The organism is Catellatospora bangladeshensis (assembly GCF_016862575.1).
Taxonomy (GTDB): domain Bacteria; phylum Actinomycetota; class Actinomycetes; order Mycobacteriales; family Micromonosporaceae; genus Catellatospora; species Catellatospora bangladeshensis.
The window spans coordinates 1-21,678 of sequence record NZ_BONF01000060.1; the positions used below are offsets into that span (position 1 = coordinate 1).

At 73.5% G+C, this 21,678-nt stretch carries 20 protein-coding genes; 13 read left to right on the forward strand and 7 right to left on the reverse strand.

Features of this window, described 5'->3' with window-relative positions:
* On the reverse strand, positions 1-852 hold an 852-nt coding region (locus Cba03nite_RS37220; RefSeq protein ID WP_239126305.1), incomplete at its 3' end, for a HAMP domain-containing protein.
* A 179-nt stretch (positions 853-1,031) separates the two neighbouring features.
* On the opposite strand from Cba03nite_RS37220, the gene Cba03nite_RS37225 reads away from it, so the two are divergent.
* The 3 genes from Cba03nite_RS37225 to Cba03nite_RS37235 all read left to right on the forward strand — a co-directional run bounded on the left by Cba03nite_RS37225 (position 1,032) and on the right by Cba03nite_RS37235 (position 5,463).
* A complete protein-coding gene (locus Cba03nite_RS37225) occupies positions 1,032-2,636 on the forward strand; it encodes a PP2C family protein-serine/threonine phosphatase (protein ID WP_203756919.1) in 1,605 nt (534 codons plus the stop codon).
* A gap of 162 nt (positions 2,637-2,798) precedes the next feature.
* Positions 2,799-3,737, forward strand: coding sequence for an anti-sigma factor RsbA family regulatory protein (locus Cba03nite_RS37230; RefSeq protein ID WP_203756921.1), 939 nt, complete (start codon positions 2,799-2,801; stop codon positions 3,735-3,737).
* A 163-nt stretch (positions 3,738-3,900) separates the two neighbouring features.
* Positions 3,901-5,463, forward strand: coding sequence for an HAD-IIIA family hydrolase (locus Cba03nite_RS37235; RefSeq protein ID WP_239126306.1), 1,563 nt, complete (start codon positions 3,901-3,903; stop codon positions 5,461-5,463).
* 4 nt (positions 5,464-5,467) lie between these two features.
* Here the strand turns inward: Cba03nite_RS37235 and Cba03nite_RS37240 are convergent, their stop codons facing one another.
* Together Cba03nite_RS37240 and Cba03nite_RS37245 are read right to left on the reverse strand one after the other, a co-directional pair.
* The gene (locus Cba03nite_RS37240; protein WP_203756923.1) at positions 5,468-5,707 is read right to left on the reverse strand and encodes a hypothetical protein; all 240 of its coding nucleotides are present in this window, start codon (positions 5,705-5,707) and stop codon (positions 5,468-5,470) included.
* Positions 5,708-5,760: 53 nt separating this feature from the next.
* Entirely contained in the window at positions 5,761-6,162 is a 402-nt protein-coding gene (locus tag Cba03nite_RS37245; protein WP_203756924.1) for a hypothetical protein, read from the reverse strand.
* 201 nt (positions 6,163-6,363) lie between these two features.
* On the opposite strand from Cba03nite_RS37245, the gene Cba03nite_RS37250 reads away from it, so the two are divergent.
* On the forward strand, positions 6,364-6,585 hold the full coding sequence (locus Cba03nite_RS37250) for a hypothetical protein (RefSeq protein ID WP_203756925.1): 222 nt from the start codon (positions 6,364-6,366) through the stop codon (positions 6,583-6,585).
* 35 nt (positions 6,586-6,620) lie between these two features.
* On the opposite strand, the gene Cba03nite_RS37255 is transcribed toward Cba03nite_RS37250, so the two are convergent.
* On the reverse strand, positions 6,621-6,947 hold the full coding sequence (locus Cba03nite_RS37255; protein ID WP_203756926.1) for a plasmid stabilization protein: 327 nt from the start codon (positions 6,945-6,947) through the stop codon (positions 6,621-6,623).
* Positions 6,948-7,128: 181 nt separating this feature from the next.
* Here Cba03nite_RS37255 and Cba03nite_RS37260 point away from each other — a divergent pair, with 181 nt between their 5' ends.
* The 3 genes from Cba03nite_RS37260 to Cba03nite_RS37270 all read left to right on the forward strand — a co-directional run bounded on the left by Cba03nite_RS37260 (position 7,129) and on the right by Cba03nite_RS37270 (position 11,877).
* On the forward strand, positions 7,129-8,673 hold the full coding sequence (locus tag Cba03nite_RS37260; RefSeq protein WP_203756927.1) for an NlpC/P60 family protein: 1,545 nt from the start codon (positions 7,129-7,131) through the stop codon (positions 8,671-8,673).
* Positions 8,674-8,683: 10 nt separating this feature from the next.
* Positions 8,684-10,384, forward strand: coding sequence for a GH25 family lysozyme (locus tag Cba03nite_RS37265; RefSeq protein WP_203756928.1), 1,701 nt, complete (start codon positions 8,684-8,686; stop codon positions 10,382-10,384).
* A gap of 221 nt (positions 10,385-10,605) precedes the next feature.
* Complete coding sequence (locus Cba03nite_RS37270) at positions 10,606-11,877, forward strand: arginine deiminase (protein ID WP_203756929.1); 1,272 nt, start codon at positions 10,606-10,608, stop codon at positions 11,875-11,877.
* A 20-nt stretch (positions 11,878-11,897) separates the two neighbouring features.
* Here Cba03nite_RS37270 and Cba03nite_RS37275 read toward each other — a convergent pair whose 3' ends face one another.
* The gene (locus tag Cba03nite_RS37275; protein WP_203756930.1) at positions 11,898-12,284 is read right to left on the reverse strand and encodes a DnaJ family domain-containing protein; all 387 of its coding nucleotides are present in this window, start codon (positions 12,282-12,284) and stop codon (positions 11,898-11,900) included.
* Between the two features lie 239 nt (positions 12,285-12,523).
* On the opposite strand from Cba03nite_RS37275, the gene thrS reads away from it, so the two are divergent.
* The 3 genes from thrS to lon all read left to right on the forward strand — a co-directional run bounded on the left by thrS (position 12,524) and on the right by lon (position 17,258).
* A complete protein-coding gene (gene thrS, locus Cba03nite_RS37280; RefSeq protein ID WP_275411641.1) occupies positions 12,524-13,756 on the forward strand; it encodes a threonine--tRNA ligase in 1,233 nt (410 codons plus the stop codon).
* A gap of 144 nt (positions 13,757-13,900) precedes the next feature.
* Complete coding sequence (locus Cba03nite_RS37285) at positions 13,901-14,692, forward strand: hypothetical protein (RefSeq protein WP_203756934.1); 792 nt, start codon at positions 13,901-13,903, stop codon at positions 14,690-14,692.
* A gap of 220 nt (positions 14,693-14,912) precedes the next feature.
* Positions 14,913-17,258, forward strand: coding sequence for an endopeptidase La (gene lon / locus Cba03nite_RS37290; protein ID WP_203756936.1), 2,346 nt, complete (start codon positions 14,913-14,915; stop codon positions 17,256-17,258).
* A gap of 82 nt (positions 17,259-17,340) precedes the next feature.
* Here the strand turns inward: lon and Cba03nite_RS37295 are convergent, their stop codons facing one another.
* Positions 17,341-17,544: a cold-shock protein gene (locus tag Cba03nite_RS37295; protein ID WP_203756938.1), complete on the reverse strand. Its 204-nt coding sequence runs from the start codon at positions 17,542-17,544 to the stop codon at positions 17,341-17,343.
* A 209-nt stretch (positions 17,545-17,753) separates the two neighbouring features.
* Here Cba03nite_RS37295 and Cba03nite_RS37300 point away from each other — a divergent pair, with 209 nt between their 5' ends.
* On the forward strand, positions 17,754-18,398 hold the full coding sequence (locus tag Cba03nite_RS37300; RefSeq protein WP_203756961.1) for a class I SAM-dependent methyltransferase: 645 nt from the start codon (positions 17,754-17,756) through the stop codon (positions 18,396-18,398).
* Positions 18,399-18,444: 46 nt separating this feature from the next.
* Here the strand turns inward: Cba03nite_RS37300 and Cba03nite_RS37305 are convergent, their stop codons facing one another.
* On the reverse strand, positions 18,445-19,185 hold the full coding sequence (locus Cba03nite_RS37305) for an AAA family ATPase (RefSeq protein WP_203756940.1): 741 nt from the start codon (positions 19,183-19,185) through the stop codon (positions 18,445-18,447).
* A 71-nt stretch (positions 19,186-19,256) separates the two neighbouring features.
* On the opposite strand from Cba03nite_RS37305, the gene Cba03nite_RS37310 reads away from it, so the two are divergent.
* Both Cba03nite_RS37310 and Cba03nite_RS37315 read left to right on the forward strand, forming a co-directional pair.
* On the forward strand, positions 19,257-20,159 hold the full coding sequence (locus Cba03nite_RS37310; protein ID WP_203756942.1) for a DUF5996 family protein: 903 nt from the start codon (positions 19,257-19,259) through the stop codon (positions 20,157-20,159).
* A 70-nt stretch (positions 20,160-20,229) separates the two neighbouring features.
* Positions 20,230-21,678: a chloride channel protein gene (locus tag Cba03nite_RS37315; RefSeq protein ID WP_203756943.1), complete on the forward strand. Its 1,449-nt coding sequence runs from the start codon at positions 20,230-20,232 to the stop codon at positions 21,676-21,678.

The window sequence follows — 21,678 nt, forward strand, 5'->3', positions numbered from 1 at the left end:
CGACGCCATGTAGTTCACCGCGTCGGTGAGGTCCTTCCAGGTGCCGGCCACGTTCGGCACCTCCGCCTGCCCGCCGAGCTTGCCCTCGGTGCCCACCTCGCGGGCCACCCGGGTCACCTGCTCGGCGAACACCCGCAGCGTGTCGGTCAGCGAGTTGATGGTGTCGGCCAGATCGGCCACCTCGCCCTGCGCCGAGATCGCGATCTTCTGCGACAGGTCGCCCTGCGCGATCGCCGTGGTCACCTGCGAGATCGAGCGGACCTGCGCGGTCAGGTTCGACGCCATGAAGTTCACGTTGTCGGTCAGGTCCCGCCAGGTGCCCGCCACACCCCGCACGTCGGCCTGACCGCCCAGCTTGCCCTCCGTGCCGACCTCCCGCGACACGCGCGTCACCTCGTCGGCGAACGAGCTGAGCTGGTCCACCATCCGGTTCACGGTGCGGCCGATGGTGAGGAACTCGCCGCGCAGCGGCCGCCCGTCGATGTCCAGCGCCATGTGCTGCGTCAGGTCGCCCTCGGCCACCGCCACGATCACGCGCGCGATCTCCGCCGTGGGGCGGCCCAGGTCGTCCATCAGGCTGTTCACGGCCCGTACACCGTCGGCCCAGGCGCCCTCGTACGCCTCCTCGTCCAGGCGCTCGGTGACCCGGCCCTCCCGGCCCACCACCCGGGAGATGCGCAGGAACTCGCGGTTGCGCTGCTCCTGCATCATGACGACCTCGTTGAAGGCGTCCGCGACCTCACCGGCCAGCCCCGAGGAGCGGGGCAGGCGCACCTTGAAATCGCCCGCCCGCACCGCGCGCAGCGCCGCCGCCACCTCATGCCACTGGGCGTCGGAGTCGGGTTCCTTCACGCGCTGTGCCGCTGCTCGATTCGCCGTCACCCGGATCCACTCCCCTCCGCCGGACCACCCGCGCCAGTGGCCCACGTGCCGCGTCGCCCGTCGCGGCGCACGCTTCATCATCGTCCGATCGCCGCCCGGAAGCGAGTCACCGGGTGGAAACCACGCCCTGAACGGCGGAGACTACTACCGTGCCCAACCGTGCCCTGGATAATCACCCGACCCCCGCCGACACCCCGGCCGATCCGCTGGCCGCCGTCGACGCGCTGCTCAGCGTCGATCCGGCCACCGACGAGACCGGGACGCTGCACGGCTTCACCGGCCAGTTGCTGCGTACGCTCGGTGACGTCATCGGGGCGCAGGGCTGCAGCGTCTGGGTGGACCACGCCGACGGCCACGGGCACCAGCTGCTCGGCACCTCCGGCAAAGCGCTGCGGCGCAGCTCCACGGCGCGGCGGGTGCCACTCGCGGTGAGCCCGCCCTGGTCGGCCGAGCTGCTGGTCAGCGCGCCCGACACACCCGCCGCGCACACTCTGACCCGGCTCGTCGCCCAGCGGATCGGCCTGCTGCTGGAGCGCCAGCGGCTGCGCGAGAGCGACCGCCGCCGGCAGACGTCGCTGGCCTTCCTGGCCGAGGTCAGCGAACTGCTCGCGCAGTCGCTCGACCTGACCCTGACCCTTGCGCTGATCCCCCGCCTGGTGGTGCCCCGGCTGGGCACCTGGTGCACGCTGCACCGGGCCACCCCCGGCCGGCGGCTGGAGCCCGCCGCCGCGGCGCACGCCGACGAGGCGATGACGCCGTGGCTGGACTCGATCACCGAGGACCTCACCCGCGCGCTGCAGGCCCCCGCTACCGCCGAGGCCCTGCTGACCGGGAAGAACGTCCCGCTGCCGAACAACCTCTCCGGGATCGCCGTGCCGCTGTTCGCCCGCGGGGTCTGGCTCGGCGTGCTCAGCATCGGCCGCGACATGGACTCCCCGCGCGACCCCGACGAGATCCCCGTCGCCGAGGAGGTCGCCCGCCGCTGCGCCCTGGCCATGGACAACGCCCGCATCCACGATGAGCGGCTGACCGTCTCGCACACCCTCCAGCAGGCGCTGCTGCCCGCGAAGCTGCCGATGATCCCGGGGCTGGGCATCGGCGCGGAGTACGCCCCGGCCGGACGCGGCGTCGAGGTCGGCGGCGACCTGTACGACCTCATGCCCATGCCCGACGGCCGCTGGCTGCTCGTGGTCGGCGACGTGTCCGGCAAGGGCGTGCCCGCCGCCGCGGTGACCGGCCTCATCCGCGAGGTGATCCGGGTGCTGGTCAAGGACGGCCGGCCGCTGCCCTCGGTGCTCGCCACGCTCAACGAGACGCTCAGCGAACGCTCCGAGCGCTACTGCACGCTGGCGCTGGCCGCGGTCGACACCCGCGGCCCCGGGCCCGACGTCGAGGTCACCCTGTATCTGGCCGGCCACGACCGCCCGCTGGTGCTGCACGCCGACGGCCGGGTGTCCTCGGCCGGCCGCTGGGGCACCGCGCTGGGGCTGGTCTCCCCCGTCACCTGCCAGCCCGCCCGGCTCGTGCTGCACCCCGGCGAGACGCTGGTGTTCTTCACCGACGGCGTCACCGAGCGCCGCAACGGGCAGGAGTTCTTCGGCACCCAGCGGCTGGCGCAGCGGCTGACCTACCTGGCCGGGCACCCCGCGGACGTGATCGCGGCCCGCCTGCGCACCGCGGCGGTGGAGTTCTCCGCCGACCAGCCCCGCGACGACATGGCGATCATGGCGGTACGCAACGACATGACGTCCTGACCGCGCGCCACGGCACAACGCCGCGCCGGACCCGCCGCGGATTAGCATGGTGCTGCGCCCAGGAAGGCTCGCTCATGGATCGCAAGGCCGGAAAGGACCCAGCGTGAACACATCGACGCTGGTGGGGAGGCCCGAGCAACGCGTCGTGAGGGGAGCACCGGCGTGACCGCCGACCGGGTTCTGTTCCGCCACGACGCGCTGCAGTACCACGACGACGGGCAGCTGCTGCGCGCGATCGTGCCGTTCGTACGCGAGGGCGCCGCCGCCGGGGACACCGTGGTGCTGCTGTGCCGGCCCGACAACGCCGCCCGGCTGCGCGACGCGCTCGGCGGCGGCGAGGGACTGGTCGAGCTGCCCGTGGCCGAGGTGTACGGCGGCTCCGTCTCCGCCCTGGCCGCGTACCGCGACCTCGTCGAGCGTCACCAGCAGACCGGTGCCGCACGGGTGCGCGTGGTCAACGAGATCGACTTCGGGACGCGGCGCAGCGCGCAGTGGGAGTGGGCCCGCTTCGACGCCGCGTTCAACCTGGCGCTCGGGGCGCACCCGGTGTGGAACCTGTGCCTCTACGACGCGCGGCGGCTGCCCGCCGACATCGTGCGCGCCGGCGAGAGCAGCCACCGCTACCTGCTCAAGGGCGGCGACCGGGTGCCCAGCGCCGGTTACACCGAGCCGTCCGAGCTGCTCGGCGAGGCGGCCATGCGCTGGCCGGACCCGCTGGAGCACGACCGGCCGCGGCTGGACCTGCGCGACCCGGGCGATCTGGCCGCGCTGCGCGCCGCCGTCGAGCACGCACTGACCGGCGACGGCCTGTCGCTGCACGCGGTCCAGGGTTTCGTCCTGGCCATCAGCGAGATCACCACCAACGCGATGCTGCACGGCAGCGCGCCGGTGCGCGTACGGCTGTGGTCCGGCGGCGGGCGGGCGCTGTGCTCGGTGCGCGACGAGGGGCCGTGCTTCGACCCGTACAGCGGCTACGTGCCCACCGACCGGGCGGTCGGCACCGGCGGGATGGGGCTGTGGCTGGCCCGCCAGATGAGCGACGACCTGACGGTGAACGGCGACGGCGGCGGCTGCACCGTGCGCCTGGGCATCAACGCCTGACCCCTGGCACCGGTTGCGGGCCGGGCCCGGCCGCGCGCCGGTGACCAGCCGTACCTTCCGTACGGCGTCCTAGGCAGCTGGGTAGTCGGAGTCCGGATTCCGCCGTAGACCGATCAGGAGAATCCTGATGTTTGCGAAAAGACGGACAGGGTAACCCGGCCGGGTGGCCAAGCAGGAGATCATCCACGGGCACCGCGGGCTGTTCGACGCGGTGCTCTTCGACCGGGACAACACGCTGATCCGCGAGGTGCCGCGCATCGACGATCCCGACCTGGTGGTGCCCATGCCGGGCGTCCGCGACGCGCTGGACCTGCTGCGCGGGGCCGGCCTGCGGGTCGGCGTCGTCTGCGACCAGCCCGCGGTCGGTTTCGGATACACCACCCGGGCGCAGGCCGAGGCCGTCAACGAGCGCATCGAGCGCCTGCTCGGGCCGTTCGACACCTGGCAGATGTGCTGCCACACCCCTGCCGACGGGTGCGGCTGCCGCAAACCCGCGCCCGGCCTGATCACCGCGGCCGCCCGCGACCTCGGCGTGCCCGCGCACCGCTGCGTCATGATCGGCGACATCGGCCCCGACCTGCAGGCCGCGGCCGCCGCCGGAGCCACCGGACTGCTCGTCCCGACCGGGCAGACCTGCGTCGCCGAGATCGCGTCCGCGCCGTACCGGGCGCCGAGCCTGACCGGGGCGGCCGAGTGGATCCTGGACCGCCGCCACGCGGCCCGGCCCGGCCCCGTCCCGGGGGTCACCGGCAACATCCTGGCCGTGTGCCCCGACTCGGCGAGCGACGTGCTGCTCGCCGGGCCCGCGCTGCGCGCGCTGGCGGCGAACGCCCGCTCGGTGTCCCTGCTCACCGGTGCGCACGGCGCCGGGGTGGCCCGGCTGCTGCCCGGGGTGACCCGCCTGCTGGAGTGGCGGATGCCCGGCGGCGGCCGCTCGGCGGTGGACAGCCTGGTCGACGCCGTGCAGTGCTGGCAGCTCGACGAGGCGGTCGTCTTCACCGCCGAGGGGCAGTCGCCGCTGCCCACCGCGCTGCTGCTGCGCCGCGCCGGGATCGGCCGGATCTCCGCGATCAGCGACGAGCAACCCGGCGACCTGCTCGACGTAGCCCACCGGGTGCCGGACGACCTGCCCGATCCGCTGCGCGCGCTGTCCCTGGCCGCCGCGGCGGGGCATCCGCTGCCCGCCGGGGACGACGCAAGGCTGCGCACCACGCTGGGCACCGCGGGCGAGCGCGGCAGGCGGGTGGTCGTGCACCCGGGCGCGGGGGCCCCCGCCCGCGGCCTGCCCCGCAAGTGGGCCGTCGAGGCGGTACGCACGCTCGTGCACGCCGGGCACGAGGTCGTGGTCACCGGCGCGCCGGGCGACGAGGAGCTCACCGCCGAGGTGGCCGGGGACCTCGCGGGCGACCTCGGCGGGCGCACCGACCTGGCGGGGCTGGCCCGGCTGCTGGCGGGATCGGCCTGCCTGGTGACCGGCAACACCGCCCCGGCGCACCTGGCCGCGGCCGTCGGCACGCCGGTGGTGAGCGTGTTCGCGCCGACCGTGCCGTACGCGCGGCGCGGTCCCTACGCCACCCCGCACGTGCGCCTCGGCGACCCGCACGCGCCCTGCCGCGGCACCGGCATCGTGGTCTGCGAGCTGCCCGGTCACCCCTGCCTCGGCGAGGTCGACACGGCGGCGGTGCTCGCCGCCGTGGACCTGCTCACCCGCGGGCGACCGGCGTGAACCGTCACTCCTCGGGGTCCACCAGCGCCTGGAAGCGGTAGATCCAGGCCGGTTCCCCGGCCGGGTTGACCTCGCGCACGTAGACGGCCTCCCACGGGTCGGCGGTGGCCGGCAGGTCGGGGTCCGGCCCGAGGACCGGCAGCCAGATCGAGTAGGTCTCCGGCGGATCGGCGGCCGAGGCGACCTCGATCTCCCGCGTGATCTCGGCGGCACCGTGCACGAACTTCGCGGCGATCCTGTCCACCCGTCCAGACTCCCTCCACTGCGGACGCCCGGGGCCGGTCCGGCCGAGGCCGGTCACGCCTCCCGGGCGAGCTGGTCGCCGGGCACGCTGAGCGTCACGGTGCCGTCGCGGACGGCGGCGATCTGCGCCGCTCCCGCGTAGCGCCCGTGCCGCAGCGGCATCCGGCTCTTGATCTTTATGTACCCCTCGCGCAGCAGCAGCTCGGCCAGCTCGGCCTCGACGTCGGGCTCCGGGCCGGCCGCCTCCTGCCTGATCCGGCCGAACAGGCCGTACGACTCGCTCATCCGCTGGCCGTCGGCGGTGACCGCCTCCGCGTCGCCGATCTTCACCGCCGCCACGGTGCCCAGCTCGGCGCCGGTGCTGTCGCGCACCGGCATCCCCTCCCGGACCGCACCGAGCGGCCCGGGGTCGTCGATCCCGGGCACCAGGCCCTCGCCCGGCTCCTCGTCAGCCATGTCCTGACCTCATCACGCCGGCGCCGCCCGCGCCCGGCTTTCGCCCGTCCGGAGGGCGGCGCGACCGTCGGCAACCGGGTTCCCCCGGGCGAACCGGGCGAAACCTCGCCGCACGCCACGGCCCACCGGTAACGCCACGCGGCGATTGAACCCGGAGGACACTGGGTACGACTGCGGCTGTCGTCCGGAAGGAGGTGGGTCATGGCCGGCGAGCTGTCCGGGGAGGACCTGGAGACGCGGCTGGACGCCCTGTTCATCGGCGAGGAGCGGCTCAGCGTGGCCGAGATCCGCCGCCGTGCGGTGGCCGAGGACATGAGCCCCGGCATGCTGCTGTGCATCGACGCCCTGCCCGAGGGCGAGTACGCCCAGGACGAGGTGCTGGACGCGGTCCGCACCCACGCGGAGACGACGCCGCCCTCCTGACCCGCCCCTGCGGACGGGTGCCGGAGGGCGGGGCGTCAGCGGTCGACGGCGCGCTGCAGCTGCGCCTTCGTCATGGCCGAGCGGCCCTTGATGTTCTTCTTCTTGGCCTCCTCGTAGAGCTGGTCGCGGGTGCGGCCGCCCTCGCCGCGGTGCGAGCGCAGCCCGCCCCGCCGCCCCGAGGAGATGTCCTTCTTCGACAGCGCGCTGGACTGCTTGGCCTCGCCGGCCCGCGCCCGTTCCTTGTTCACGGTGCGGGCGGCGATCTCCTCGGCGACGTCCTCGGACTTGCCGCGGTCCTCCGCGCTCTCCTTGATGTGCTGGTACTGGCGCTCACGTTTGGCGCTCCAGGCCTGCTGCGGCATGGTTCGCTCCCTTCCTGCCGCTTTACGCATGCCCGTGCCGCCGTGCGGGTAAACGTGGAACACGCCGAGATTGATCGCCGCGCGGCGCGCCTAGCAGGCGCAACGCAATCGCGGACCACGCCGTTAACACGGCATGCGTGCTTGGGGATCATGCGCGGGGGCGTCCCCCGGGCTGCGCCGGATGCTCACCGGGCTGCTCGCCGCCGTCGCGGCGGGCGCGCTGAGCCTGCCGGCCGCCGCCGCGCCCGATGACACCGACGTGGTCGACGTGCCGCGCCCGCAGGGCGTCGACGCCCAGGGCCTGCCGCTGCAACCCGACGGGCTGGCCGCCGCGCCCGGCACCGGCCTCGGGCGGCCGATCACCCGGATGCAGATCCTGGCGCGGGCCGCGATCTGGCACGAGACGCACGTCGGCTACAGCCAGCTGAAGTTCCGCAAGGGCTGGCGCACGGACTGCTCCGGCTACGTCTCGATGGCCTGGGACCTGGCCCGCAACCACTGGACCGGCGACCTGCACCAGGTCGGCGAGCGCATCGGCTTCGACGAGCTGCGCCCCGGCGACATGCTGCTCTACCACAACCGGTCGCGGCCGCGGGACGGCTCGCACGTGGTGCTGTTCGAGCGCTGGGTGGACGAGCCGGGCGGCGACTTCGTGATGTACGAGCAGACCCCGCCGTCGGTGAAGCACCGCACCTGGTCCTCGTCCGGATACAGCCGCAGCAGGTACCGCGCGTACCGCTACCAGCAGGTGATCGAGACCGAGGCGGTCTGGTACCCGGTGGCCGGGGACTGGGACGGCGACGGCCGGCTCACCCCGGGCGTGGCCGTGCCGGAGGGCGAGAGCTGGCGCTGGCGGCTGTCCAACGACCCGCACGGCGCCGCGACCGACGCCGACTTCCTCTACGGCGACGTACGCAAGCTGCCGCTGGTCGGCGACTGGGACGGCGACGGGCGCTACACCCCCGGCACGGTCGACCTCACCGGCGAGCACCACGACTGGTACCTGTCGAACTCGCTGACCGGCGGCGCGCCGGACGTGCGGGTCGGCTACGGCGACGTGGAGAAGCAGCCGGTGGTCGGCGACTGGGACGGCAACGGCACGTTCACCCCGGGCGTGGTCGACGCCGAGGGCGACGTGCGCGACTGGTACCTGGCCAACTCGCTGTCCGGCGGCGAGCACGACGTGCACGTGGGATACGGGGACGTGCGCAAGTCCCCGATCGTCGGCGACTGGAACGGCGACCGCGTGTTCACCCCGGGCGTCGTCGACTTCACCGGGGACCACCGCGACTGGCACCTGACCAACCGCCTGGACGACCCGGCCACCGAGGTCCGGGTGGCCTTCGGCGGCGTGGACGCCACACCGGTCACCGGCGACTGGGACGGCGACGGCTACTTCACCCCCGGCGTGGCCGACCCCGCCGCCCGCCGGTGGCACCTGTCGAACGCGCTGGCCAGCGGTGTCGCCGACACCGTGTTCACCTACCCGGGCATGCCCGCACCGCCGGTGCTGGTCCCCGCGCCGCGGCCGAGCGACAGCCCGACCCCGCCCGTGCGCCCCGCGCCGAGCAGCCCGCCGCCCGTCCCCAGCCCGTCCGCGCCGGCCGGTGCCCTGCCGACCGGCCCGGTGCCGGTGCCCAGCCCGGCCGCCACCGCGTCACCCGCCCCCACGTTCGCTCCCCCGCCCGGTGCCCCGCCGCTCGACCAGCCGCCCGTCCTGCACTGAGGAGCCGCACGTGAACCGCCTGCGCACCATCCGCCGAGCCGGCCTGCTCGCCGCGCTGGCCCTGTCGCTAGCCGTGCCCGCCGGGGCCGCCCCGCCCGGACCGCTGGGTCCGGACCGCAAGCCGATCACCGACGGCTGGGCGGGCGCGGGCACGCCCTCGTCGCTCGCGCCCCCGGCGACCGCCCGCGGGCTGGCCGCCGCCGGTGCGCCGTCCGGTTACCCGATCACCGGCATCGACGTCTCGCACCACCAGGGGAAGATCGATTGGGAGGAGGTCGCCGATAAGGGCGCCCGCTTCGTGTACGCGAAGGTGACCGAGGGCGTGCACTACGTCGACGCCTCGTTCAAGGACAACTACAGCGGCGCGCGCAAGAACGGCATCCTGTTCGGGGCATACCACTTCGCGCGGCCGGAGAAGTCCAGCGGGCGCACCCAGGCGGACTACTTCCTCGACCGGGCGCAGTACCGCAACGACGGGCGCACGCTGCCGCCGATGCTCGACATCGAGTGGCCGTACCGGATGGGCGGCAAGTACGTCGCGCCGAGCCCCTGCTGGGGCAAGTCCAAGAGCGAGCTGGTGCGCTTCATCCGCGACTTCACCGGGCGGGTGTTCGAGCGCACCGGCAGCAAGACGATGATCTACACGAACCCGAACTGGTGGAACCCGTGCACCGGGCGCAACGACGACTTCGGGGACCACTACCTGTTCATCTCCAGCTACACCGACGCGCTGCGCGGGCTGCCCGCGGGCTGGGACCGCTGGACGCTGTGGCAGTACGCCAACCACGGCAAGCTGCCCGGTGACCAGAACGTGTTCAACGGCAACGCCGCCGAGCTACGCAGCCTCGCCGCGAACCCCGCCGGGCCGCTGCCCCGCCCCGTGGTCGGCGACTGGGACGGCAACGGCACGATGACCCCCGGCCTGGTCAGCGCCGAGGGCGACACCTGGCGCTGGCGGCTGTCGAACAGCCTGGACGGCACCGGCGACCCGGCGCTGGACTTCACCTACGGCGACGTGGCCAAGGCGCCGATCGTGGGCGACTGGGACGGCAACGGCACGTACACCCCGGGCACGGTCGACGCCGAGGGCAAGCGGCGCGACTTCTACCTGGTCAACGCGTTCCGCAGCGGGCCGGCCGACATCCACACCGGCTTCGGCGACGTCGCGGACGTGCCGGTGGTCGGCGACTGGGACGGCAACGGCACGTTCACGCCCGGCGCTGTGGCGGGCGGCGGCAGGCTGCACAAGTGGAAGCTGACCAACTCGTTCGCCAAGCCGCAGACCGACCTGGCGTTCGAGTACGGCGACAGCGGCAAGACGCCGGTGGTCGGCGACTGGGACGGCAACCGCACCTTCACCGCCGGCACCGTCGACATGGACGGCGAGCGGCACGACTTCTACCTGACCAACGCGAGCACCGGCGGCCCGGTCCAGGTCCGGGTCGGCTTCGCCGCGGTGTACACGATCCCGCTGGTCGGCGACTGGAACGGCGACCGGACGTTCACGCCCGGCGCGATCGACGCCTCCGGCGACGCGGGCTACGTCTGGCAGCTGTCCAACACGCTGACCGGCACGGCGGACGTCACCTTCACCTACGGCGGCACCCCCGCCGCGGCGCCGGCCGGTGTGGCGGCGTCCCCGGCCCCGACCGCGTCCCCGGCTCCGTCATCGAGCCCGGCCGCCACCACCGCTCCGGCCGCGCGGCCGTAGCGCGCACCTCCCACCGCGGGCCACAACACACGGGTTGTACCTACAAATCCTGTGTTGTGGCCCGTCCCGCATTCATCCAGGTTTCCTCGGCAACCCCGGGTTGCCTGCCGCACCGCGGGTATACCGCCGACAGCAGCGGCCCCCGCTTCGCAAAACGGAGATTCAGCGCGAAGAACGTGAATCGCACGTAGCATCGGGGCTGCGGCGGACGGGAGCACGCGATGACCGGATTCGGAGTCCACTCGGAGGTCGGCAGGCTGCGCAAGGTGCTGGTGCACCGGCCGGATCTCGCGCTGCGGCGGCTGACCCCGTCCAACCGGGGTGACCTGCTCTTCGACGACGTCCTGTGGGTGGAGCGCGCGCAGCAGGAGCACGACCAGTTCGTCGCCGAGCTGCGCGCCCGCGACGTCGAGGTGTTCCTGCTGCACGACCTGCTCACCGAGGCGCTGCGGACGCCGGAGGCCCGTGAGTGGGTCATCGGGCATACCGTCAGCCCGTACACCGTCGGGCCCGCCATGGTCGACGTGGTGCAGCAGACCCTGGCGGACATGGACCCGAAGACGCTGGCCACGCACCTGACCGGCGGGGTGACCCGGGCCGAGCTGATGCAGTTCGCCGACGACGGGCTGGCCCGGCGCTCGCTGACCGCGGCGGCCACCGTCGGCTCCCAGTTCGTGCTGCCGCCGCTGCCCAACCACCTGTTCACCCGGGACACCTCGTGCTGGATCTACGAGGGCGTCTCGCTGAACCCGATGTACTGGCCGGCCCGCCAGCTGGAGACCGTCAACCTGGGCACCGTCTACCGCTTCCACCCGATGTTCCGCCAGGAGAAGATCAATTTCTGGTACCCGGACGCGGGCAACGACGAGCACGACGAGTTCGACATCCAGTCCTTCGGCCGCTCCTCGATCGAGGGCGGCGACGTGATGCCGGTCGGCAACCGCACCGTCCTGATCGGCGTCAGCGAGCGCACCACCGCCCAGATGGTCGAGGTGCTGGCGCACCGGCTGTTCCAGCGCGAGGCCGCGGAGCGGGTGATCGCCGTGCAGCTGGAGCGCAAGCGCCAGTTCATGCACCTGGACGTGGTGTTCACGTTCCTGGACCGGGACACCGTCACCGTCTACCCCAAGGTCGTCGACGGCACCACGGCGTACAGCATCCGCCCCGGCGACAGGGCGGGCACCCTCGACGTGACCCCGGAGGACAGCTTCCTGGCCGCGGTCGCGCACGCCATCGGCCTGTCCCACGAGAAGGACCTGCGCGTGGTCACCACCGGCGGCGACGAGGAGCAGCAGGAGCGCGAGCAGTGGGACTGCGCCAACAACGTGGTCGCGATCTCGCCCGGCGTCGTCGTGGCGTACTCGAAGAACGTCTACAGCAACCGGAAGTACCGGGAGGCGGGCGTCGAGGTCGTCGAGATCGACGGGTTCGAGATCGGCAAGGGCCGGGGCGGCGGCCACTGCATGACCTGCCCGCTGCTGCGCGACCCGTAGCCGCCGCGACCCGTAGCCGCTCAGCGGGCCCGGCGCGCCCTCCAGCCGCGTACCACCTCGTCCGCGTCGACCAGGGCCAGCGCCACCGCGGGCCCGGCCAGCTCGCCCCGGTGCGCCCGGACGACGCGGGCGTTCAGCTCCGCCACGTGCGCGCGTACCGCCTGCTCGGAGGTCTTCCGGGCGACCGCCTCGGTCATCTCCTCCAGGTCGCGGCGCAGCAGCAGGGTCGCCGGGATGGCGGCGCTCAGGTTCTCCCGCCGGACCAGGTCGCGCAGCCACCAGTCCTCGGGCAGCGTCTCCCCCGCCCCGGCCAGCGGCTTCCCCGCGCCAGGCAGGTCGTCGAACTCGCCGCGCTCCTGCGCCTCCCGGATCTGCCGGTCGATCCGCGACTCGTACCCGTGCGCCACCGCCGCCTCCTCAGAAGATCGACTGCCTGCTCCCGAATCTACCCCGGTGGCGGAAATCGCTTGCGCCACGGCCCGGACCGGCCGTTATCGTGGTCGCCATGCAGCAGCACGCGTTCGCCACGACGACGCCGGGACACCCCGGCGCTCGTACGCGTTGACCTGCTGATCTTTCAGTCGACCGTCGGCCCCGGGGCACCCGCCCCGGGGCCGGCGCGTATCCGCCCCGCGACGTGTGCCCGGTGCCGCCGCACCTTGAGGAGCACACCGTGAAGGACCACCGCCGCCTCGGCCGTGAGCTGGAGATCTACCACGCCGACCCGATGATCGGCGCCGGGCTGCCGCTGTGGCTGCCCGCCGGCGCCGCCGCCCGCCACGCCATCGAGGAGTACGTCCGCGAGCAGGAACGCCTCGCCGGCTACCAGCACGTCTACTCCCCGCCGATGGCCAAACGCCAGATGTACGCCAGGTCGGGGCACCTGGCCAAGTTCGCCGACGACATGTTCCCGGCCATGGGCGAGCCGGGCGAGGCCGAGGACGAGGCGCTCATGCTGCGCCCCAGCCTGTGCCCGCACCACGCGATGGTGTTCGGCTCACGCGGCCGCTCCTACCGCGAGCTGCCCGTCCGCATCGCCGAACTGGGCGGCATGTACCGCGCCGAACGCTCCGGCGTGGTCGGCGGGCTGAGCCGGGTGCGCGCCATCTCGCTCAACGACGCGCACGTGTTCTGCTCGCTGGACCAGGTCGGCGCGGAGGTCGCGCTGGTCCTGGAGATGTGCGCCCGGATCCACCCGGCGCTCGGTTTCCGCGCCGACGGCTTCCAGCTCTCCCTGCGCGGACCCGGCGCGAGGTACCTCGGCTCGGACGAGGTCTGGGACCGGGCCGAGTCACTGCTGCGCGACGCGCTCGTCCAGGCCGGGGTGCCGTTCGAGGAAGTGCCGGGCGAGGCCGCGTTCTACGGCCCGAAGATCGACATCCAGGTGCGCGATCTCGCCGGGCGGGAGTGGACCCTGGCCACCGTCCAGGTGGACTTCGCGCAGCCGGAGCGCTTCGACCTGTCGTACACCGACTCCGGCGGCAACCAGGCGCGGCCGGTGATGGTGCACCGCAGCATCGTCGGCAGCATGGAGCGCCTGATGGCCCACCTGCTGGAGGTGCACCAGGGCGCCTTCCCCGCCTGGTACGCCCCCGTGCAGCTGGCCGTCGCCCCCGTCGCCGAGGCGCAGGACGGCGCCGCCCGCGCCTTCGCCGACGCCGCGCTCCGATCCGGCCTGCGCGCCGAACTCCTCCTCGACGGCTCCCTCGGCCTGCGCATCCGCACCGCCGCCCAGCGCAAGATCCCCTACCTCGCCGTCATCGGCTCCCGCGAAGCCGCCGTCGGCGAGATCTCCCTGCGCACCCGCGACGGCCGCCAACTCCCGCCCCTACCCCACGCCGAAGCCCTCGCCCACCTCACCGCCGCCACCCACCCCTGAAAGGAAGGGCACCTTCTTAACGCTATGCGTAGTAGAAGGTGCCCTTCCTAACGCGGTGGTGTCGCGTTTCCGGCCGGGAGCGACCTCCGCGCGCTTCCGGCGGTTAGCAGGGTAGAAACCCCGCTTTCGAGGAGGAAACGCCCCATGAGGTCGCCGCGTGTGCTGGGCTACGGGCTCGGAGTCTGGCTCGGTATGGTCGCCATCTCGCTGATCCTGCTGCCCGCCGAGGGCAAGCACGAGGCGCTGTACGAGTCGATCAAGCTCACCACCATGGTCGGACTGGTGCTCGGGTTCGCCATCCGGTACCTCTACCGGCGCCCCACCGCGACCGGCCCCGAGGGCGTGCTCGTCGGCCTGCTCTGGGCCGCCGTCACCGTCGCCGGAGACCTCGGCCTGTACCTCGGCGGCGCGTTCAACATCGGCCTCGACGTGTACTTCACCGACGTCGCGTCCTCGTACTCCGTGATGCCGGTCATCACCGGCCTCGCCTTCGGCCTGCTCGCCCCGCGCCCGCGACTGGAGCGCACCCCCGACCCGGCCGACTTCGTCGCCCCGCACCTCATGGACCGCATCCCGCCGCTCACCTCCGCGCAGCCCGCCACACCCGTGCCCGCCGGCATCGCGCGGCCCGTCACCGAACCCGTCACCGTCCCAGCCGCGGCATCGGCGCCGGCTGCCGTGACGTCAGCCCCCGCCGCACCGGCGACGGCGGCAAGCGCGACCATGACGGCGGCAGGAGCCGCAACGCAGGCCGTCGCCCAGGCCGCCACCCACGCCCAGGCCACCGCCCACGCGCAGGGCGCGGCGCATGCGCAGGGCGCCGTTCAGGCGCAGGGCGTGGTGCTCACCACGCCGATCCCGGTGACCGCGCCGGTGTCCGCCGTCTACCGCGACGAGCAGGACAAGCCGCCGTACATCCCGGTCGGGAATTGCTGACCCTTCCGCGAGGTTGCGGCGGTCATGGGCGTTGATCGCCCGACTTGCCAGGCACTTGGGCGAAAGCGCGCTCAAGATACGCCCAAGTGCCAGGCAAGTCGGATGATCTAGGCGCGGATCCGCGGGACGGGAGTGGCGTGGGTCACAGGGGGAAGTTGAGGGAACAACCAGGTGGCCCGGAGACTTGAGTCAGGCAGACTCAAGTTAAGAGGTGTCACAGATGACGACTCTCCCCGTTCTTCCCCTGGACGACGCGGTACTGCTGCCCGGCAACGTGGTGGCCGTGGCGCTGCAGCCCGACACGCAGGCCGCGATCGACGCGGCGCGGGCGGCCGGGGACAAGACCGTGCTGGCCGTGCCCCGCATCGACGGCGAGTACGGCTCCTTCGGCGTGACCGCCGTGATCGAGAAGGTGGGCCGCCTGCCCAGCGGCGAGCGCGCCGCCGTGCTGCGCGGCGTGAGCCGGGCCCGCATCGGCTCCGGCGTGCCCGGACCGGGCGCGGCGCTGTGGGTCGAGGCGAGCCTGCTCACCGAGCCGGAACCGGCCGGCCGGGCCAAGGAGCTGGCCCGCGAGTACAAGGCCCTGGTCACCGCTGAGCTGCAGCAGCGCGGCGCGTGGCAGATCATCGACGCGGTCGAGCGGATGACCGACCTGTCCGAGCTGGCCGACTCGGCCGGTTACGCCCCGTGGCTGACGCTGGCCCAGAAGGTGCAGCTGCTCGGCTCGCCGGACGTGACCGCGCGGCTGGAGCTGCTGGTCGGCTGGGCGCGCGAGCACGCGGCCGAGCAGGAGGTCTCCGAGAAGATCAACACCGAGGTGCGCGAAGGGCTGGAGAAGTCCCAGCGCGAGTTCCTGCTGCGCCAGCAGCTTGCCGCGATCCGCAAGGAGCTGGGTGAGGACGAGCCCGAGGGCTCGGCCGACTACCGGGCCCGGGTCGAGGCCGCCGACCTGCCCGAGAAGGTGCGCGAGGCGGCGCTGCGCGAGGTCGGCAAGCTGGAGCGGGCCAGCGACGCCTCTCCGGAGACGAGCTGGATCCGCACCTGGCTGGACACGGTGCTGGAGCTGCCGTGGAACGTGCGCACCGAGGACAACACCGACCTGGCCGCGGCCAAGGCGGTGCTCGACGCCGACCACACCGGCCTCGACGACGTGAAGGACCGGATCCTGGAGTACCTCGCGGTGCGCAACCGGCGCGCGGCCCGCAACCTGCAGGTCGTCGGCGGGCGCGGCTCCGGTGCGGTGCTGGCCCTGGCCGGTCCGCCCGGGGTGGGCAAGACCAGCCTCGGCGAGTCCGTCGCGCGGGCCCTGGGCCGCAAGTTCGTCCGGGTGTCGCTGGGCGGCGTACGCGACGAGGCCGAGATCCGCGGCCACCGGCGCACGTACGTCGGCGCGCTGCCCGGCCGCCTGGTGCGGGCGCTGCGCGAGGCCGGCTCGATGAACCCGGTGGTGCTGCTCGACGAGGTCGACAAGATCTCGGCGGGGTACGCCGGCGACCCGGCCGCGGCCCTGCTGGAGGTGCTCGACCCGGCGCAGAACCACACGTTCCGCGACCACTACCTGGAGGTCGACCTCGACCTGTCCGACGTGCTGTTCCTGGCCACCGCGAACGTGGTGGAGACCATCCCCGGCCCGCTGCTGGACCGGATGGAGCTGGTCACCCTGGACGGCTACACCGAGCAGGAGAAGGTCGCCATCGCCCGGGACCACCTGCTGCCCCGGCAGCTCGACCGGGCGGGCCTGACCGCCGACGAGGTGTCGATCAGCGAGGACGCGCTGCGTGCCGTCGCCGCCGAGCACACCCGCGAGGCGGGCGTACGCCAGCTGGAGCGGGCCCTGGCCCGGATCCTGCGCAAGGTGGCGGTCAAGCAGGCCACCGACTCCGGCAAGGTCGCCGTGGACACGGCCGATCTCAAGGAGTACCTGGGCCGTCCCCGGTTCACCCCGGAGTCGGCGGAGCGTACGGCGGTGCCCGGCGTGGCCACCGGCCTCGCGGTCACCGGCACCGGTGGTGACGTGCTCTTCATCGAGGCGACCTCGATGGAGGGCGAGCCGGGGCTGACCCTGACCGGCCAGCTCGGCGACGTCATGAAGGAGTCGGCGCACATCGCGCTGTCGTACCTGCGCTCGCACGGCCGCGAGCTGGGGCTGGACCCCAACGCGCTGGCCGGGCGGCGGATCCACCTGCACGTGCCAGCGGGTGCGGTGCCCAAGGACGGCCCGAGCGCCGGCATCACCATGGTCACCGCCCTGGCGTCGCTGGTCACCGGGCGGCCGGTGCGGCCCGAGTTCGGCATGACCGGCGAGGTGACCCTGGCCGGGCGGGTGCTGCCCATCGGCGGCGTCAAGCAGAAGCTGCTGGCGGCGCACCGGGCGGGCCTCACCGAGGTGATCATCCCGGCCCGCAACGAGCCGGACCTGGACGACGTGCCCGCGGACGTGCGGCGGGATCTGACCGTCCACGTGCTGTCCGACGTCGCGGACGTGCTCGCCCTGGCGCTGCGCCCGGCCGAGCCCGCCGCGGGCGGTGACACGGCACCGGCCGAGCCGGCGCTGGCCGCCGCGTAAAGAACGTAAGACACGCCACAACAAGCCCGAAGGGCGCCTTCTCAGCGGTGAGAAGGCGCCCTTCGGCTATGCGTACGTGAACTCAGAGCGGGTGGACGTTGGCCGCCTGCGGGCCCTTCTGGCCCTGCGTGATCTCGAACTCGACCTGCTGGCCCTCGTGGAGCTCGCGGTAGCCGCCACCGGAGATGGCGGAGTAGTGAACGAACACGTCCGCGCCACCGCCGTCCTGTTCGATGAAGCCGAAGCCCTTCTCCGAGTTGAACCACTTCACGGTGCCGGTTGCCATGCGAATCCCTCTCACGGGGCTCCTACCTTCGCGCCGCCGTTTGCGACGCGAACTGCCCCACCTCTCCGCTGACCCTAGCGCGCCGCGCCCGAGTCGGCTGAGGTTTGCGCGTGAACTGGGCGATTCGACGGTTCGCCGAGCGCGTGAGGGGGCATCCTGAACGGGTGACGGCCCTTGTCGAGAGCGCCCTGAAGGACCTTCGGCGCAAAATGCTGCCTCCCCAGCCCGCCGCGCTCGACCGGCTCTGCCTGAGCCCGGTGCCCCTCGTCCCCGAGATCCGGCTGCACCTGGCCGTCGACTCGATCGTGTGGTGGGCCCGGATGGAGGCCGAGGCGCACAGCCGGGTGCCGGTGCCGTACTGGGCGTCGGCCTGGGCGGGCGGGCAGGCGATCGCCCGGTACGTGCTCGACCACCCCGACACCGCCCACGGGCGCCACGCGCTCGACCTGGCAGCGGGCTCCGGCCTGGCCGGCATCGCCGCCGGCATGGCGGGCGCGGTCAGCGTCACCGCCAACGACACCGACCCGTACGCCGTCGCCGCGGCGCTGCTCAACGGCCGCGCCAACGGGGTGGCCGTGACCGGCAGCGAGCACGACCTGCTCGACGGCGACGCCGGCGACGCCGACCTGGTGCTGGCCGGGGACGTGTTCTACGACGCCGAGCTGGCCGACCGGATGCTGCCGTTCCTGCAACGGGCCGCCGAGCGCGGCGCGACCGTCCTCATCGGCGACCCCGGCCGCGACCACCTGCCCAGCGGGCAGCTGATCCGGGTGGCGGGCTACGACACAGCGGGCGCGTTCACCTTCTCCGACGCCCAGCTGCGCCACGTCGAGGTCTACCGCCTCGCCGCCTGACCGCGAGCGCCTCGTCGCGGACCGGAGCCATGCGGCGGGAGCCGGGTCACGCGCCGGGGGCGAGCAGGTGGCGCAGGTAGAGCTGCGGCTCGGCGAGGAACGACCTGGTCAGCGCCACCGGCTCGGCGTCGTCGTAGCCGACCCGCGCGATCCCGCCGTCGGCGTCGATCCGCAGGATGCGGGCGCCGGGCACGGCCAGCAGGATCGGCGAGTGCGTCGCGATGACGAACTGCGAGCCCAGCGCCGTCAGCTCCTGGATCCGGGCGATGACGGCCAGGCAGCCGTACACCGACAGGGCCGCCTCCGGCTCGTCGAGCAGGTACAGCCCCTGCGGCCCGAACCGGTGGGCGACCAGGTCCAGGAACGACTCGCCGTGGGAGCGCTCGTGCAGGCTGCGCCCGCCGTAGGCGCGTTCCATGCCGAGGTTCTCTATCTCCGTGGCCACGTTGTAGAAGGACTCCGCGCGCAGGAAGAAGCCGGTGCGGGGCTTGCCGAGGCCGCGCACCAGGCGGAGATGATCACCCAGCGGTGACTCGGTGGCACGGGTGGCGAAGTTGAAGTTCGGCGAGCCGCCCTCCGGGTTGAACCCGGCCGCCACCGCCATCGCCTCGATCAGGGTCGACTTGCCGGTGCCGTTGTCCCCGATCAGGAACGTCACCCTCGGGTCCAGCTCCAGCCGCCCCGCCTTGCGCAGCCCGGCCACCACCGGCAGCGCGAACGGGTACGCCGCGAGGTCCGCCCCGTCCTCGTCCAGCTCCACCCACCGCAGGAACCCGCCCTTGCCCATCCCCCGACCGTAACCGCTCCCAGCTCGCCGAACGGGCACGGCACGGCGGTGCGCTCGGGCATGCTGGGGGCGTGAGCAGCAAAGGGGTGTGGCCGGCGCTGCCGCTGGCCGAGTGGTCGGACACACGGGACACGCTGCACCTGTGGACGCAGGTCGTGGGCAAGGTGCGGCTGGCCCTGGAGCCGATGGTCAACCACTGGTGGCAGGTCCCGCTGTACGTGAACGCGCGCGGCCTGACCACCTCGCTGATGCCGTACGGCACGGCCGGGCTGGAGATCGTGTTCGACTTCCAGCGGCATGTGCTCGACCTGCACACGACGGGCGGCGAGCGGCGCGAGGTGGAGCTGCGCCCGCGCAGCGTGGCCGACTTCCACGCCGCGGTGATGTCGGCGCTGGACTCGCTGGGCATGCCGGTCGACATCATGGCCCGGCCGGTGGAGCTGCCGCAGGTGATCCCGTTCCCGGACGACGATCAGCACTGCTCGTACGACGCCGGGTCCGCGCACCGCTTCTGGCTGGCGCTGGTGCAGGCGCACCGGGTGTTCACCGCGTTCCGGGGCCGGTTCCAGGGCAAGGTCAGCCCGGTGCACGTGTTCTGGGGCGCGCTGGACCTGGCGGTGACCCGGTTCTCCGGCGAGGAGGCGCCGCCACACCCGGGCGGGGTGCCCAACTGCCCCGACCGGGTCAACCTGCTGGCCTACAGCCACGAGGTGAGCAGCTGCGGCTTCTGGCCGGGCGGCGGCCCGGAGGGCGTGTTCTACGCGTACGCGTACCCGGAGCCGCCCGGTTTCCGCGACTGGCCGATCGGGCCGGAGCAGGCCCGCTACGACGCGGAGCTGGGCGAGTTCGTGCTGCCGTACGAGGTGGTGCGCACGGCCGACGATCCGGACGCGACGCTGATGACGTTCCTGCAGTGCACCTACGAGGCCGCGGCGGAGCTGGCCGCGTGGGACCGGCGCGCCCTGGAGGTCTGAGGCACGCCGGAAACCGCCCGAACTGCCCATCGCCCGACGCGACACCGGATGCCGCCCCTATCGTGACGGTATGCCGGATTCGGAGGACAAGCCCGTCGCAGGCCTAGCCAGGCCGGACGCGCACGGAGCCGCCGGAGCGGCGAGCGCAGCCGGAGCGGCGAGCACGGCCGACGTGACACCCGCGGCTGGGAACGGCGGTCAGGGCGGCGCGCCGACCCGCGCCCCCGACCCGACCGAGCTGGTGCGCCGCGTCGGCTACCTGCGCACACTGGCGCTGGCCGGGCTGGTGGGCGTGCCGGTGTCGCTGGCCGCGTTCGGGTTCCTGGCCCTGCTGCACGCCGCCGAGCACCGGATCTGGCACGACCTGCCGCAGGCGCTGACCGGTTCGGACACTCCGCCCTGGTGGTGGCCGCTGCCGCTGCTCGCGCTGGCCGGGCTCGGCGTCGGCGCGGTCGTCCGGTGGGCGCCGGGCCACGGCGGCCACGTGCCGGTCGACGGCCTGGGCGGGCCGCCGCCGTCCGCCGCGGAGCTGCCCTGGGTGCTGGTGGCCGCGCTGGCCAGCCTGCCGCTGGGCGCGGTGCTCGGCCCGGAGGCGCCGCTCATCGCGGGCGGCGGCGGGCTCGCCCTGCTCATCGCCCACCTCGCCGGGGTCGAGAAGGGCAGCCGCAAGTCGATGATCGTCGCCGGATCGGGCGCGGCGGCGGCCGTCGCGGCGATCTTCGGCAGCCCGGTGGTGGCCGCGGTGCTGCTCATCGAGATGATCCAGCTGAGCGGGGCGGCGCTGGCCATCGTCGTGGTGCCGTGCCTGCTGGCGGCGGGGATCGGCGCGATCGTGTTCACCGGGCTGGGCGCCTGGTCCGGGCTGCCCATCGGGTCGCTGACGCTGCCCGTCCCGGCGACCGACTTCCGCCCCGACATCGCGGATCTGCTGTGGGCGGTGCCGCTGGCGGTGCTCGCCGCGGCGGGCATCCGGGTGGTACGGCTGGTGGCGCACCGGGTCGCGCCGTGGGTGACGGCCCGGCCGCTGTCCGGCACGTTCGCCGCGGCGCTGGGCGTGGGTGTCTGCGCTGCCGCGTACTCCCTGATGACGGGCCGCTCCCCCGCGGAGGCGGCGCTGTCGGGGCAGCAGCTGCTGGCCGCGCTGGCGGCCGATCCGGCCGCCTGGCCGGAGCTGCCGCTGCTGGCGCTGCTGTTGTTCAAGAGCGCTGGGTACGCGCTGTCGCTGGCGGCGCTGCGCGGCGGCCCGATCTTCCCGGCGGTGAGCCTGGGCGGCGTCTTCGGCGTGCTCGCCGGGCCGCTGCCCGGCCTGGGCGCGGTGCCGGCGATGGCGGCGGGCATGGCGGCGGCCTCGGTGGCCATCATGTCGCTGCCGGTCAGCGCGGTGGTCCTGGTCGTGCTCCTGATGGGCCCGCTGGGCTTCCGCACCACCCCGATCATCCTGATCGCCGTCGTGGTCGCCTTCGTCACCGAGCAGCTCCTCGAACACGGCCTCAGCCGCCGCCGCGACCTCCAGCCCTGA